This is a genomic window from Burkholderia sp. BC1 (assembly GCF_052683555.1).
The window spans coordinates 90539-104083 of sequence record NZ_JBQYLP010000009.1 but is presented as its reverse complement, the minus strand read 5'-3'; the positions used below and the strand labels follow the sequence as shown (position 1 = coordinate 104083).

Below are 13545 nucleotides of genomic sequence, written 5' to 3'. Positions count from 1 at the left end.
ATTCGCTTGGACCAGCGCGCGGCCCCTGCCGGCGCGGCGAGCGCGGCGCGACGCAGCCGCTGCCTGCGCACGCGCGGCCGCGCACGGCGATCGCGCAGATGCGTCCGCACACGGCCTGCGGCATGCGCCGCGGCAATGCCGCGCCCCGCCGGCCGCAGGCGCGCGGCGATCAGGTCGCGCGCACCGCGACGCCGGCCACACCGCCGCTTTTCTCGATCGCGCGCGCGGACACGATCGACAGCAGTGCGGAGAGCATCACGTAAACCCCGACGAGCCACGGCTCGCCGCCGTTCGCACGCAGCAGCGCGGTCGCGACGATCGGCGTGATGCCGCTCGCGAAGATGCCCGACACCTGATAGACGAACGAAATGCCCGTATAGCGGACGTTCGCGTCGAACAGCTCCGCAAACAGCGCGGCCTCGGGCCCGTACGCCATCGCATAGAAAATCCCGAACGGAATCACGAGCGCGAGCCACACCGCGAGCAGGTTCGTCGAATGCGCGTGCAGCAGCCAGAACGCCGGCAGCACCGACAGCCCGCAAAGCGTCGCGCCCCAGCGGTACACGCTCGCTCGGCCGAGCCGGTCGGACAGGCTGCCGAACACGGGAATGAACGCGCACATCACGACCGCCGCGCTCATCACGCCGAGCAGCGCGTCGCCGCGCGAGATCGACAGATTGCGCGTCATGTAGCCGATCGAGAACACCGCGAACACGTTGAAGAACACGCCGTCGATGTAGCGCGCGCCCATGCCGAGCAGGATCGCGCGACGGTAGCTGCCGAGCAGCTCGACGACCGGCAGCTTCGTGTCGCGCCGCTGCCGTTTCAGTGCGACGAACTCGGGCGTATCGGCCACGCGCGTGCGGATGTAGAAGCCGACCGCGACGAGCAGCAGCGATGCCGCGAACGCGATGCGCCAGCCCCACGACAGGAATGCGGCGTCCGGCAGCACGCGCGACAGCGCGGCGACGACGCCGGCCGCGAGACACAGCCCGATCGCGAGCCCGATCTGCGGCAGGCTCGCATAGAGCCCGCGCCGATGCGGCGGCGCGTATTCGTACGCCATCAGCACCGCGCCGCCCCACTCGCCGCCGAGGCCGATCCCCTGCAGCACGCGCAGCGTCAAGAGCAGCGCGGGCGCCCACATGCCGATCTGCGCATAGGTGGGCAGGAACGCGACGCCGGCCGTCGACACGCCCATGATCAGCATCGTCAGAATCAGCGCGGACTTGCGGCCGACGCGGTCGCCGAGATGACCGAACAAGAGGCCGCCGAGCGGCCGCGTGATGAAGCCGACCGCGAACGTCGCATACGCGAGCATCGTCGACACGAACGCATCGTCGGCCGGGAAATACTGCTTGTCGAACACGATGCCGGCGACGACGCCGTACAGGAAAAAGTCGTACCACTCGACCGTCGCGCCGATCACGCTGGCCGCGGCCACGCGGCGGACGACCCGGGAATCGATTGCCATGCGAGCTCCTTCAGGGTGGATGCGCCGCGACCTGCCCCGACGCCGTACCGGCGGGGCATCCGATGAGCGCGCGGCGGCCGTCCGGGCGCAGGAGCACGGGCCGCGCGGGCGATTCGGCGTGTCGCGCTAGGCGGCGGCTTCGACGGCCGGCGCGACGCTGCGGCCACGGTCGGCCTCGCGTGCGTCCTCGAGGATCATGTCGGACGCTTTTTCCGCGACCATCACGATCGGCACGTTGGTGTTGCCCGACACGAGCGTCGGCATGATCGAGCAGTCCACCACGCGCAGCCCGCGCGTGCCGTAGACGCGCAGCCGCTCGTCGACGACCGCGAGCGGATCGCTCGCGACGCCCATCTTCGCGGTGCCGGACGGATGAAAGATCGTCTGCCCGTATTCGCGGCAGAACTCGAGCAGTTCGTCGTCGGTCTGCGCATCGGCGCCGGGCCGCACCTCGCGCTTCATCAGCGACGCCATCGGCTCCGTCGCCGCGACGCGCCGTGCGAAGCGCACGCCGGCCACCGTCGTGCGGCGGTCGAGTTCGGTGTCGAGATAGTTCGGCTGGATCGACGGCGCATCGCGCGCATCGTCGGTGCGGATGCGCACGGTGCCGCGCGATTCGGGCCGCAGCTGGCACACGGAATACGTGCAGCCGGGAAACGGATGCACGCTGCCGCCCGCCGAATCGGCGGACAGCGTCGAGAAATGAAACTGAATGTCGGGCGTCGCCGATTCGGGCAGCGCGCGACAGAACATGCCGCCCTGATTGATGCCGACTGCGAGCGGGCCGCCGCGCATCAGCGCCCATTGCAGCCCCATCTTCGCGCGGCCGAACCACGAATGCAGCGCGTCGTTCGTCGTGATCGGCTTCGTGACCTCGTAGATCAGACGAATCTGCAGATGATCCTGCAGGTTCTCGCCGACGCCCGCGCGATCGGCGACGATCGGAATCCCGAGCCGGTTCAGCAGCGCGGCGGGCCCGACGCCCGACACCTGCAGCAGTTGCGGCGACTGCAGCGCGCCGGCCGCGAGCACGACCTCGCGCCGCGCGTGCACGTCGTGCGTCTCGCCGTGGCGCACGTAGCGCACGCCGCGTGCCTGCGTGCCGTCGAACAGCACCTTCAGCGCCTGCGCATCGGTTTCGACGTGCAGGTTCGGCCGCCCGCGCGCGGGCTTCAGATACGCGACCGCCGTCGAGCAGCGCAGCCCGTTGCGTGTCGTCAGCTGGTAGTAGCCGACGCCTTCCTGATCGCCGGTATTGAAGTCGTCGACGCTGCGCACGCCGAGCCGGTTCGACGCGGCAATGAATGCGTCGACGAGTTCGTGACGCTGGCGGATCGTCGACGCCCACAGCGGGCCGCCGATGCCGCGCGTCGGCCCTTCGCCGAGCGTGTTGTGCTCGAGCCGCCGAAAGTACGGCAGGCAGTCGCGCCAGCTCCAGCCGCGATTGCCGAGCGCGGCCCAATGGTCGTAGTCCTGCTGCTGGCCGCGCACGTAGATCAGCCCGTTGATCGAACTGCAGCCGCCGAGCGTGCGCCCGCGCGGCCAGTACAGCCGCCGGTTGTGCATGTTCGGATCGGGATCGGTATGAAAGCCCCAGTTGTAGACGGGGTGGAACATCGTCTTGCCGTAACCGATCGGCACGTGGATCCACATGTAGTTGTCCGCGGGGCCCGCTTCCAGCAGGCAGACCGTATGGCGGCCGCCCTCGGACAAGCGATGGGCGAGGACGCAACCGGCCGATCCCGCGCCGACCACGACATAGTCGAAGCTGCGTGTCATTCCGTGTCTCCGTTCCGATATGAAAAATTCGGTATGTTTTGTCCAAATTTATTGAGCGCACGGAACACGTTCAAGCCGATTTATTGTCCACGCGGGGAATGTGGTACAAAAACCGTTCAATTCGTTTCATTTCTCACGCAGCACAGACGCGGGACGCACGACGATCCCGACGGAGGAGACAGATGCGCGATACGGCCCCCGCGCCGCCCGATGCGGCCCCAGACGACGCGCGCGTGCTGCGCGCGCTCGCCGTCCTCGAAGCGCTCGCGTCGGGCGGTCAGCCCTATACGCTGTCGCAGCTCGCCGCGCGCCTGCACATTCCGAAGGCGACGCTGCTGCGGCTGATCGAATCGCTCGAAACGCGCGGCTACGTGATCCACATGCCCGACTCGCGCGGCCACGATCGCGGCATCGCGCTCGGTCCGCGCGCCGCGCAATTCGCGCTCGCGGCGCTGTCGAACAACACGTTCACGCGCGGCTGCCGATCGGTGCTGCGTTCGCTTGTCGACGTGCTCGGCGAGACCTGCAACCTGACCGCCCTCGACGGCGACACCGTGCTGTATGTCGAACGCGTCGAAACGACCGAACCGCTGCGGCTCGAAATGCGGCCCGGCATGCGCGTGCCGCTGCATTGCACGGCGAGCGGCAAGCTGTTTCTGTCGCAGATGAACGCGCTGGAGCGCAACGCGATGCTCGCGCGGCTCACGCTGAAGAAGATGACCTACCGGACGCTGACCGATACGCAACTGCTCGCGGCCGAGCTCGACCGGCTGTCGGTGCGCGGCGTCGGCATCGACAACGAGGAATTCGTGCGCGGGATGGTGGCGGTCGCGGTGCCCGTGAAGGATGCGGCGAGCGGACGCGTGCTCGCGGCGCTCGCCGTGCATGCGCCGACTGCGCGCGCGACGCTCGCCGATCTGCTCGAGACCGTGCCGAAGCTGAAGGATGCGGCGAGCCGGCTCGCGCCGCTGCTGCATGCGTCCGACGCGGCGCAGCCCGCGTGAGCAGGACACGGCCGCGCATGGCACGCGCCGCGCAGCCGCGATCAAGACACACGCATCGCGCCGCGATGACCGGCCGATCGCGCGGCCGCGAATGAGGCTTACGCTTCGATCGCGAGCAGCGCGAACGTCGCGAGCCAGTGCTCGCCCATGTAGTCGCCCGCGACATGCGCGAGCGCACTCGCGAGATGGCGCTCGGCTGCGTCGAGCAGCTTCGTGCGGCGCGCGTCGCCTTCCGGCAGCGCACGCGCGAGCGAGCGCTGGCACCACGCGCGGCTCAGGTTCAAGCCATCGAGATGCGCAATCTTGCCGTCGCTGCGGTCGCTGACGGTCGCGGGCTCGAATAGCGTCGCCGGTTCGCCGCGCGCGAGGTCCGGCAGGAAGCGCGCGAACCAGCCGTCGAAGGCGTCGGCCGGCAGCACGCGCCGCATCAGCTCGGCTTCCATCAGCGCAGGCGACAGGAACTCGTCGCCCGACGGCTCCCACGCCTGGCACGCGACGTCGTTCAGGTGCCAGCGTTGCGCGGTATCGACGATCAGCGCGGCAAGTCCGTCGCGCTGCGTGTCGCGCGCGAAGTCGAGCGCGAGCGACAGCGCGAACGCGGTGTTGAAGTGCGTGCCGACGCGCAGCGGATAGGTCGCCTTCGGCAGGAACGCTTCGAAGCGCGAGACGAACAGCTCGGCGAGCGGCGCCATCGTCTTCTCCCAGCGCGCGGCCTGCGGCACCGTGCCCTGTCGCGCGAGCCGCTCGAGCTGGCCGCACAGCGCGAGCAGCCAGGCCCAGCCGTACGGCCGCTCGAAGCCGCCGTTGTGCGGCAGCGCGAGATAGGCGCGCTCGCCGGCGACGTTCGCATCGGTGAAATGCGCATCGACGACGTCGACGATGCGCGCGGCTTCCGGCAGCGCCGGATGGCGTTCGAGCACGCGCAGCACGAGCCAGTAGCCGTGCACGCACGAATGCCAGTCGTAGCTGCCGTAGAAGATCGGATGCAGTGCGCGCGGCGACTGCACGTCCTGCGGGCCCGCGAGCGCATGCGTGAGCTTGTTCGGATATTCGCGCGTAAGGTGCGCGAGCGCGAGCGAGGCGAATTTCGACGCGAGGTCGGGCGTGAGGCGGTCGGTCATGAGGATCTCGTCGGTGGGTCAGAAACGAAACACGAACGCATACATCAATAGCGTGTTCACGGCGAGCAGCAGCACGGCGGTCGGCCATTGCGCCTTGATCACGCCGTTCTTGTCCTTCAGTTCGAGCAGCGCGGCCGGCACGATGTTGAAGTTCGCGGCCATCGGCGTCATCAGCGTACCGCAGAAGCCGCTCAGCATCCCGATCGCGCCGAGGATCGCCGGATTGCCGTGGAACTGATGGACGATCAGCGGCAGCCCGATGCCGGCCGTCATCACCGGAAACGCGGCGAAACCGTTGCCCATGATCATCGTGAACAGCGCCATGCCGACCGTATACGCGGCGACCACCGCGAACGGCGAATCGATCGGCACCCAGTCCTTCACGAGCCCCGACACGACGCCGCCGACGCCCGCGACCGCGAACAACGCGCCGAGCGCCGCGAGCATCTGCGGCAGGATCGCGGCCCAGCCGACCGCGTTCATCGTGTGATGCGCGTCGCGCAGCGCGTGCACCGGCGAGTCGCGCAGCATCGCGAGCGCGACGACGAACGCGACGACGGTGCCGAGCACGAGCGAGATCAGCGTCACGCTCTTCGCGTCGACGAACGGCACGTGCTTCAGCGCGAACGTGCCGATCAGCGTGACGGCCGGAATCAGCAGCGCGGGCACGAACAGCCGGTTGCCGAAGCGCAGCGCGCCCGCTTCGCGCCGCCTCGACGCCGCTTCGCCGGCCGCGTCGCACTGGCCGCGGCCGAGCTTGCCGGAGCCCGCGATCAGCGCGAGCGCGATCGCGAGGCAGCCGGTCACGAAATGCGGCAGCTTCGCACCGAACAGGAACGTGACCGCGTAGATCGCCCAGAATGCGAAGTTGAAGACGCGGCGCGCGTTCGTGCGATCGGCGAGATTGAAGCAGGCGAATGCCGCGAACATCAGCCCCGCGAGCGTGTACAGCGATTCGAGGCCGATCATCGCGCGCCCTCCCGCCCGAACGCTGCCAGCCCGCGCGAGAGCCGCCGATCGAGCAGCGCGAGCCGCGTGCAATGGATCAGCAACGCCGCGATCGCGGTCGGAATCGCCCAGACCGACAGCTGCAGCGGCTCGATCGCGATGCCGTTCTGCTCGAGAAAGCCCTTGATCAGCAGGATCGACTGGATCGCGATGAAGATGTCTTCGCCGAAGAACACCGCGACGTTGTCGGCGGCCGACGCATGCGCGCGGATCTGCTGGCGCACCGACTCCGGCAGGTCGCCGTGGCGGCTGACCGCCGCCGCCTCGGCCATCGGCGCGATCAGCGGCCGCACCATCTGCGCGTGCCCGCCGAGCGACGTGAGGCCGAGCGCGGCCGTCGCCTGGCGCAGCACGAAGTACAACATCAGCACGCGGCCCGTCGTGGCCGCATGCACGCGCGAGATCATCCGCTTCGCCTGCTCCTTCAGCCCGTTGCGCTCGAGCAGCGCGATGACCGGCAGCGTCAGCCAGATGAGCCCCATGTAGCGATTGTCGGTGAACGCCTTGCCGAACGCGCTGACGATGTCGACGATGCCGATTCCGGCCGCGAGCCCCGTCGCGAGCCCCGCGACGGTCACCACCAGCAGCGCGTTGAAGCGCAGCGCAAATCCCATCACGACGATCGGTACTCCAATCAGCACCAGCATGACGCCTCCTTCGTTGAATGCGCGGCGCCACGAGCCGCCGCGTTCCCGGTTTCGACCGGGTTCGGAGCGCGCAATCTATCACGAGAATTTATCGATAAAAAATCGATGATTTGTGGATTCGGGTAAACATTGAACGGGCGGCGATCGCGGCGCGCTGCGTCGCGCATGGCGCCGCGTGCGGCCGCGACCTACACTGGAAGGCACCGGCAACGTTCGGGAGAGCCGCCATGATTGACGTTTTCCAGACCATCGGCAGCCGCGCGTTCTCCGCTCATCTGGCGAAGGACGGCATGGTGACGCTGATGGAACAGCGCCACGAAGTCGACCGCGTGACGCTCGCCACGGCCTATGCCGCCCTCGTCGAGGCGTCCGAGCAGGAGGCCGACCTGCGCGATGCGACGGTCGAAGGCATGATGCGCGCACTGATCCAGGGGTACGCGCGCAGCCACTGAACGGCGGCCGCCGCCGTCGGTGTTCGATGCGGCGGCAATGCGCATGCATCGGGCATGTCCGCCGCTTGACCGCTGCCGGTTGCTCATTGCCCGCTTCGCCCGGCGCGGCTTGGACGCGGCTTTCGACTGGCCCGCGCCGACGCCGCCGGCGGCGCGGCGCAGCCCCTCGTACGCCGTGCGAACACGGCATTCCCCGCTTCCGGCGCCGCCGGGCTTGGCCGCCGCACGCTGCCGACATGCGCGTTCGGTGCGCGAACGCACTGACAAACGCATCGCTCACCCATTTTTCGATTGCCGCGAATCGCGCCGCATGACAGCATGCGGGGCGATGCGAACCGAAAACAATCCGCGCCGCCCGGCCATCGAAGCCGGCGCGGCGCACGCGAACAGGCCCTCATCGATGAAACCGGCCCAACTTCACGATAACGACCCGACCGGAGAGTCCCGCTTGTGAACATCGGCATCGTCAACGACCTGCCGCTTGCCGTCGAGGCACTGCGCCGCGTGCTCGCGCGGCGCCCCGAGCACCGCGTGCTGTGGGTCGCGACCGACGGCGCGCAAGCCGTCGAGCTCTGCGCCGCACAGCCGCCCGACATCGTGCTGATGGATCTGATCATGCCGAAGTTCGACGGAATCGAGGCAACGCGGCGCATCATGCGTTCCGCACGCCCGTGCGCGATCCTGATCGTCACGAGCAGCATCGGCGCGAACACCTGGCGCGTGTACGAGGCGATGGGCGCCGGCGCGCTCGACGCCGTCGATACGCCGCAGCTGCGCGAAGGCACGGCCGGCGACACCGCCGATCTGCTGCTCGCGAAGATCGACCAGATCGGCCGGCTGCTCGACGCGCCGGGCGGCGTGCGCGCCGGCTGCGCGACGCATCGCACGCACGGCGGCCCGCTCGTCGCGATCGGTGCGTCGGCCGGCGGCCCGGGCGCGCTCGCGGCGATTCTCGGCAGCCTGCCGGCCGACTTCGATGCGCCGATCGTGATCGTCCAGCACGTCGATCGCGCGTTCGCCGAAGGCATGGCGCAATGGCTCGACGGTCAGACGCCGCTCACCGTGCGCGTCGCGCGCGAAGGCGACCGCCCGCAGCCGGGCGTCGCGCTGCTCGCCGCGACCGACGATCATCTGCGGATGACGCGCGCCGGCACGCTCGCGTACACGTGCGAACCCGTCGCGACGCCGTACCGGCCGTCGGTCGACGTGTTCTTCAACAGCCTGACCGAGCACTGGTCCGGCAACGTGATCGGCGTGCTGCTGACGGGCATGGGCCGCGACGGCGCGATCGGGCTCAAGGCGCTGCGGATGAAGGGCTACCATACGATCGCGCAGGACGAAGCGACCAGCGCCGTCTACGGGATGCCGAAGGCGGCCGCGACGCTCGGCGCCGCGCGCGCGATCCTGCCGCTCGAGCGCATCGCGGGCGAACTCGCGACGCTCGTGCGCATCTGAACCTGCCGCGCCCCACCGACGCCCTTCCCGCCATGACAGACCCACGCATCGACCATGACTAGCGACCCGACGCGCCTGCCGCCCGTTCACGCGCCGTACCCGCCCGCCGATGCACCGGCGATGGTGCTGCTGGTCGACGATCAGACGATCGTCGCGGAAGCCGTGCGACGCGCGCTCATCGACGAGGCCGGCATCGACTTCCACTACTGCGCGCGCTCCGACGACGCGATGGCCGCGGCGATCGATACGCGCCCGACCGTGATCCTGCAGGACCTCGTGATGCCCGGCACCGACGGGCTGACGCTCGTGCACGCGTATCGTGCGAATCCGGCGACGCGCGACGTGCCGATCATCGTCCTCTCGACGCAGGAAGAGCCGACGATCAAGCGCGCCGCGTTCGCGGCCGGCGCGAACGACTATCTCGTGAAGCTGCCGGACCGCATCGAGCTCGTCGCGCGCATCCGCTACCACTCGCGCTCGTACATGAACCTGCTGCAGCGCGACGATGCCTACCGCGCACTGCGGCAATCGCAGCAGCAACTGCTCGAAGCCAATCTCGAACTGCGGCGTCTCATGCATTCGGACGGTCTGACCGGGCTGTCGAACCGCCGCTATCTCGACGAATACCTGGCCGCCGAGTGGCGGCGCTGCACGCGCGAGCGCGCGGAGCTGTCGCTGCTGATGATCGACGTCGACCACTTCAAGCTGTACAACGACACGTACGGCCACGTCTCGGGCGACCACGTACTGCGGCAGGTCGCGGCGACCATCGCGCAGTGCCTGCGCCCGTCCGGCGATCTCGCCGCGCGTTTCGGCGGCGAGGAGTTCGCGGTCGTGATGCCCGGCACGTCGGCGGGCGCCGCGCGACTGCTCGGCGAAAAGATACGGCTCGCGGTCGACGCGCTGCGGCTCGAGCACGGGCAGTCGACGGCCGGCCACGTGACGGTCAGCATCGGCGGCGCGAGCATCGTGCCGGCGCCCGGCCTGCCGACGACGGCGCTGATCGAAGCCGCCGACCGCGCGCTCTATCGCGCGAAGCACGACGGCCGCAACCGCGTCGAGGTCGACGCGCCGCCGCCCGCGCGTTGAGTGCGCGCGGCGCGCGATCGTCACACCAGCGCGAAACGCCGTGCGTAGTCGACGGGATCGAGCGGCCGGCTGAACAGATAGCCCTGCTGCATGTCGCAGCCGATCTGCTGCAGAAACCACGACTGCGCCTCGGTCTCGACGCCTTCGGCCGTCACCTTCATCCCGAGCGAATGCGCCATCGCGACGACCGCCTGCGTGATCGCGACCGCGTCGCGATGATCGGGCACGCCCGACACGAACGAACGGTCGACCTTCAGGTTGTGCAGCGGAAAGCGCTTCAGATAGGCGAGCGACGAATAGCCGGTGCCGAAATCGTCGACCGAGATCCGCACGTTCATCTCGGTCAGCGCCTCGAGCATCGGCAGCACCGTCGCCGTGTCGTTCATCAGCACGCCTTCGGTGATCTCGAGTTCGAGCGCGCCGGGGTCGAGCCGCGTCTGCGCGAGGCAGCGGCTCACCGATTCGACGAGCCCGTCGTGGAACTGGCGCGGTGAGAGATTGACCGCGAGCATCAGGTCCGGCGCGATCGTGCGGCGCCATTCGGCCGCCTGCCGGCACGCGGTTTCGAGCACCCACTGGCCGATCGCGACGATCAACCCCGTATCCTCGGCGACGGGAATGAATTCGGCCGGCGACATCGGCCCGAGTTCGGGGCTCGTCCAGCGCAGCAGCGCCTCGGCGCCGACCGTGCGGCCGGTGCGCGCATCGACGACGGGCTGATACGCGAGCCGCAGCGCGTTCGACGCGAGCGCGCGCCGCAACGACTGCTCGATCGCGAAACGGCGCTGCAGCCGCAGGTTCAGCTGCGCGGTGAAGAACGTGAAGTGATTGCGGCCGCGCTGCTTCGCGTCGTACATCGCCGAATCGGCGTTGCGCATCAGCGTCGCCGCATCGTCGCCGTCGCGCGGCGCGATGCTGATGCCGATCGACACGCCGAGCCAGTATTCGTTGTTCGCGATCGCGAACGGCTTCGCGATTGCGTCGATCACTTCGCGCGCGAGCGCCGCGAGCGCCTCGGGATCGTCGCAATCGTCGACGAGGATCACGAACTCGTCGCCGCCGACGCGCGTCAGGGCATGCCGGCCGCGCATGCACGCCGCGAGCCGCGCCGCGACGCTGCGCAGCAGCGCATCGCCGGCGTCGTGGCCGGCCGTGTCGTTGACCTTCTTGAAGCCGACCAGATCGAGAAACAGGATCGCGACGCGCGCCGGGCCGCCCGCGGGATCGCGGCCGCCGAACAGCTCGCGCATGCGGTCGGACAGCCAGCGGCGGTTGTAGAGGCCCGTCAGCGCGTCGCGCGTCGCGAGGTAGCGCAGCTGCTGCTGCGCTTCGCGCACGGGGCCGATGTCGTGGAACGACACGAGCACCGACGCGGCCTGCGTGTCGCCCGGCTTCACGATCGGCACCGCGTTGCCGCGCACCCAGATCACGTCGCCGTCCGCGAGGCCGAAGCCGACCGTGTAGTCGAGCACCGGCGCCCCGCTCGTCAGCGCGCGCCGGCTTGGCCAGCGATCGGGCGCGATCGGCGTGCCGTCCTCGGACAGCTTGCGCAGGATCACCGTCGACATCCGGCGCCCGACGAGTTCGCCCTTCGCGCGCAGCATCCGGTTCGCGCTCGGATTGCTCGCGATCACCACGCCGTCGCGCGACACGACGAGAATCCCTTCGTTGAGGCTGTTGACGACGAGCCGGTGATGTTCCTCGCTGCGCGCGAGCTGCTGCGCGATGCGGTCCTGATGCACGGCGAGCCCGACGCTGTTGCTGATGTCGAGCAGCAGCGCGGTTTCCTCGTGACTCGGCCGGCGCGGTGCGCGGTAGTAGACGGCGAACGCGCCGAGCACGACGCCCGTGTCGTCCTCGAACGGCACCGACCAGCACGCGCGCAGCCCGAACGCCAGCGCGATCGACCGGTATGCATCCCACAACGGATCGGTCTCGATGTCCTCGACGGCGATCATCCGCCGCATGTACATCGCGGTGCCGCACGAGCCGGCCGCGGGCCCGATCGCCGCGCCGTCGATCGCGGCGCTGTACTGCGCGGGCAGCGACGGTGCGGCGCCGACGCGCACGTGCACGCCGTCCTCGTCGAGCAGCAGGATCGAGCATGCCGCGCCTTTCCCGAGCAGCGCCTCCGCTCGCCGGCAGACCTCGACGAGCAGTTCCGGCAGCGGCGTATTGCGCGTGATCAGCTTCAGCACGCTTTGTTCGGACGCGAGCACTTCTGCCGCGAGGCCGAGGCTGTAGCGCGCACTGTGCGGTTCGGTATTCAAGATGAATCCTGCCGTCCGTTCGACCGGGCCGACACCCCGATTCGTTTTCGATCTTTCGTACCGCTTTCGCCCCGGATCCACACCGCACGCCGGAGCGCCCCGATTTCGCGCGCCGCATCGGGCGCGCCGCCCACCATTCACACGAATCCATTTAACACCAATCCGTGACGGCCGGCGCATCGATCGGCATCGGGAGTTACGCGTGGGTGCGGTGCAGCATGCAGCGTGCGAATCCTGGGTCGCCCAGGTATTCGTTCGATGCATCGGGTGCCGCCATGCGAGCGGCGCCGGACGGACCGGCCGTGCACACCCACCGCGGTGTGCGCGGCCGGCCGCACTGTGTGCGCGCTCAACCGTCGGTCGACACGGTCAGCGCCTCCCACGCGCGGATTTCGTCCTGCCAGGCCGACAGCCGCTGCGTGACGAGGCCGAGCGCATCGCTGCCGAGCAGCAGATGCGCGGGCGGTTGCTCGGCGGCGAGCACCGCGAGGATCGCGCGCGCGGCCTTGTGCGGATCGCCCGGCTGCTTGCCGCTGCGCGCGACGCGTGCGGCGCGGACCGGATCGAACAGCCCGTCGTAGTCCGCGATCGAGCGCGGCGTGCGCACCATCGAGCGCCCGGCCCAGTCGGTACGGAACGAGCCGGGTGCGACGGCCGTCACGGCGATGCCGAGCGGCGCGACCTCCTGGCGCAGCGCGTCCGAAATGCCTTCGAGTGCGAACTTGCTGCCGCAGTAATAGGTCAGCCCCGGCATCGTGATGTGCCCGCCCATCGACGTGATGTTGACGATGTGGCCGCGCCGCCGCATGCGCATGAACGGCAGCACGGCCTTCATCATCGCGACCGCGCCGAACACGTTCACGTCGAACTGCCGGCGCAGCTCCGACAGCGGCGACTCCTCCATCACGCCTTCGTGTCCGTAACCCGCGTTGTTGACGAGCACGTCGATCGCGCCGACCGTGCGCTCGATCTCGGCGACGACGCCGTCGATCGCGTCGAAGTCGGTCACGTCGAGCACGCGCGCGATCGCGCGCTGCGCGCCGAGCGCTTCGAAATCGCGCGCGGCCTGCTCGCTGCGCACGGTGCCGACGACCGTATGCCCCGCTTCCAGCGCCGCTTGCGCGAGTGCGCGGCCGAAGCCGCTGCTGACGCCGGTGATGAGCAGAAGCGTGTTCGATGCCATTGCAGTCTCTCCCGAAAATCGATTGAAGCCTGCATACTAGTGTCGATCGTGAAGCCGTTTAAC

11 protein-coding genes are annotated in these 13545 nt (G+C 69.2%); 4 read left to right on the top strand and 7 right to left on the bottom strand.

Translation table 11 applies throughout. The annotated features are described in order from the left end of the window. Window positions 1–169: 169 nt before the first annotated feature. Window positions 170–1474 carry an MFS transporter gene (locus ACSHSS_RS06765; RefSeq protein WP_445544759.1) on the bottom strand — a complete coding sequence of 435 codons (1305 nt, stop codon included), beginning with the start codon at window positions 1472–1474 and terminating at the stop codon, window positions 170–172. 126 nt (window positions 1475–1600) lie between these two features. Then, window positions 1601–3253 carry a GMC family oxidoreductase gene (locus ACSHSS_RS06760; protein WP_060114215.1) on the bottom strand — a complete coding sequence of 551 codons (1653 nt, stop codon included), beginning with the start codon at window positions 3251–3253 and terminating at the stop codon, window positions 1601–1603. A gap of 182 nt (window positions 3254–3435) precedes the next feature. Between ACSHSS_RS06760 and ACSHSS_RS06755 the strand changes: the two genes are divergently transcribed. Beyond that, window positions 3436–4257: an IclR family transcriptional regulator gene (locus ACSHSS_RS06755; RefSeq protein WP_006399762.1), complete on the top strand. Its 822-nt coding sequence runs from the start codon at window positions 3436–3438 to the stop codon at window positions 4255–4257. Between the two features lie 98 nt (window positions 4258–4355). Here ACSHSS_RS06755 and ACSHSS_RS06750 read toward each other — a convergent pair whose 3' ends face one another. From ACSHSS_RS06750 to ACSHSS_RS06740, 3 genes are read right to left on the bottom strand one after another with little or no spacing between them, the layout of a single operon-like run. Beyond that, the gene (locus ACSHSS_RS06750) at window positions 4356–5378 is read right to left on the bottom strand and encodes a DUF2891 domain-containing protein (RefSeq protein ID WP_217059765.1); all 1023 of its coding nucleotides are present in this window, start codon (window positions 5376–5378) and stop codon (window positions 4356–4358) included. Between the two features lie 18 nt (window positions 5379–5396). Next, complete coding sequence (locus ACSHSS_RS06745) at window positions 5397–6347, bottom strand: DUF979 domain-containing protein (protein WP_006399760.1); 951 nt, start codon at window positions 6345–6347, stop codon at window positions 5397–5399. Beyond that, window positions 6344–7033 (bottom strand): DUF969 domain-containing protein, encoded by a 690-nt coding sequence (locus tag ACSHSS_RS06740; RefSeq protein WP_217059763.1) that lies wholly within the window; start codon window positions 7031–7033, stop codon window positions 6344–6346. The genes ACSHSS_RS06745 and ACSHSS_RS06740 overlap by 4 nt, the downstream gene beginning before the upstream one ends. 227 nt (window positions 7034–7260) lie before the next feature. On the opposite strand from ACSHSS_RS06740, the gene ACSHSS_RS06735 reads away from it, so the two are divergent. From ACSHSS_RS06735 to ACSHSS_RS06725, 3 genes are all read left to right on the top strand, one after another. Further along, window positions 7261–7485 (top strand): hypothetical protein, encoded by a 225-nt coding sequence (locus ACSHSS_RS06735; RefSeq protein WP_006399758.1) that lies wholly within the window; start codon window positions 7261–7263, stop codon window positions 7483–7485. 450 nt (window positions 7486–7935) lie between these two features. Next, window positions 7936–8940 (top strand): chemotaxis response regulator protein-glutamate methylesterase, encoded by a 1005-nt coding sequence (locus ACSHSS_RS06730; RefSeq protein WP_445544758.1) that lies wholly within the window; start codon window positions 7936–7938, stop codon window positions 8938–8940. Between the two features lie 54 nt (window positions 8941–8994). Then, the gene (locus ACSHSS_RS06725) at window positions 8995–10029 is read left to right on the top strand and encodes a diguanylate cyclase (protein WP_276538302.1); all 1035 of its coding nucleotides are present in this window, start codon (window positions 8995–8997) and stop codon (window positions 10027–10029) included. A gap of 20 nt (window positions 10030–10049) precedes the next feature. On the opposite strand, the gene ACSHSS_RS06720 is transcribed toward ACSHSS_RS06725, so the two are convergent. Next, window positions 10050–12299 (bottom strand): putative bifunctional diguanylate cyclase/phosphodiesterase, encoded by a 2250-nt coding sequence (locus ACSHSS_RS06720; RefSeq protein WP_060114224.1) that lies wholly within the window; start codon window positions 12297–12299, stop codon window positions 10050–10052. Window positions 12300–12648: 349 nt separating this feature from the next. Continuing rightward, window positions 12649–13482: an oxidoreductase gene (locus tag ACSHSS_RS06715; protein ID WP_253606410.1), complete on the bottom strand. Its 834-nt coding sequence runs from the start codon at window positions 13480–13482 to the stop codon at window positions 12649–12651. Between the last annotated feature and the right edge of the window lie 63 nt (window positions 13483–13545).

What these genes read in the sequence shown, in the direction of transcription:
- ACSHSS_RS06765 (WP_445544759.1), bottom strand. Translation starts at nt 1,474, where the DNA reads ATGGCAATCGATTCCCGGGTCGTCCGCCGCGTGGCCGCGGCCAGCGTG.
- ACSHSS_RS06760 (WP_060114215.1), bottom strand. Translation starts at nt 3,253, where the DNA reads ATGACACGCAGCTTCGACTATGTCGTGGTCGGCGCGGGATCGGCCGGT.
- ACSHSS_RS06755 (WP_006399762.1), top strand. Translation starts at nt 3,436, where the DNA reads ATGCGCGATACGGCCCCCGCGCCGCCCGATGCGGCCCCAGACGACGCG.
- ACSHSS_RS06750 (WP_217059765.1), bottom strand. Translation starts at nt 5,378, where the DNA reads ATGACCGACCGCCTCACGCCCGACCTCGCGTCGAAATTCGCCTCGCTC.
- ACSHSS_RS06745 (WP_006399760.1), bottom strand. Translation starts at nt 6,347, where the DNA reads ATGATCGGCCTCGAATCGCTGTACACGCTCGCGGGGCTGATGTTCGCG.
- ACSHSS_RS06740 (WP_217059763.1), bottom strand. Translation starts at nt 7,033, where the DNA reads ATGCTGGTGCTGATTGGAGTACCGATCGTCGTGATGGGATTTGCGCTG.
- ACSHSS_RS06735 (WP_006399758.1), top strand. Translation starts at nt 7,261, where the DNA reads ATGATTGACGTTTTCCAGACCATCGGCAGCCGCGCGTTCTCCGCTCAT.
- ACSHSS_RS06725 (WP_276538302.1), top strand. Translation starts at nt 8,995, where the DNA reads ATGACTAGCGACCCGACGCGCCTGCCGCCCGTTCACGCGCCGTACCCG.
- ACSHSS_RS06715 (WP_253606410.1), bottom strand. Translation starts at nt 13,482, where the DNA reads ATGGCATCGAACACGCTTCTGCTCATCACCGGCGTCAGCAGCGGCTTC.